This window comes from Dermabacter sp. (genome assembly GCF_032550575.1).
Classification (GTDB): domain Bacteria; phylum Actinomycetota; class Actinomycetes; order Actinomycetales; family Dermabacteraceae; genus Dermabacter; species Dermabacter hominis.
Genome location: NZ_JAWFZC010000021.1, coordinates 705 through 1,465, shown reverse-complemented (window position 1 = coordinate 1,465; position 761 = coordinate 705). Strand labels below are relative to the sequence as shown.

The following is a 761-nucleotide window of genomic DNA, read 5'->3' as shown; positions in this document are numbered from 1 at the left end:
GAATGCTCCTGGTGGTGTGACCATCGACAAGGACACTGGTGAGATCACGGTTACCATCCCTGGGGATGCGAAGCCGGGTGACAAGATCACCGTTCCGGTTGAGGTGACTTACCCGGATGGTTCGAAGGACAACGTTGACGTCACCGTCACGGTTGAGAAGGACGCGACTCCGGTGACGCAGCGCGTTACGTTTGGCGTGAAGGTTGACGGCAGTATTGTCGAGTCTGATGGTGACAACACGACGGCCGAGGAGCTTCCGGAGTCTGTGCGTGACGTTGTTGTCACTCTGACGGCGGAAGACGGAACCGAGTTCAAGTCCAACGACAACGGTGAAACCTGGCGTGGTGCCAAGGGCTCCCCGGTTGTTCAGAACTTTGGTCTTGCAGATATTCCAGCGGGCACCTACAAGGTATCCGTTTCCGGTCTCGATGACGTCAACAAGGACAACCTGAAGCTCAAGGAAGACAGCCAGCTTCGTGACGGTGCAACTGTTGAGATCACCGGTAACACGGGCAACCTGTTCGTAGAGCTCGAAGCGGTTGATAGCAAGAAGTACGAGCCTGCGTATGAGGGCAAGTTGGTTGTTCCTGGTGAGGAGACCAAGTCGTCCCCGTCGTTCACTGATAAGGACGGTAAGGACGTCAAGGCTCCTGAGGGTTCGGAGTTCAAGATCACTGACGGCTTCACTGCTCCTGAGGGCTATGAGGTCAAGATTGATGAGAACACCGGTGAGATCACGGTGACGTTCCCGGACGGCTCGA

General features: G+C 56.0%; 1 protein-coding gene. It reads left to right on the top strand.

The genetic code is table 11. From position 1 onward, the window contains the following. Positions 1–761, top strand: a 761-nt coding sequence (locus E6X30_RS10320) for a YPDG domain-containing protein (RefSeq protein ID WP_316336201.1), incomplete at both ends; no start/stop codon positions are given.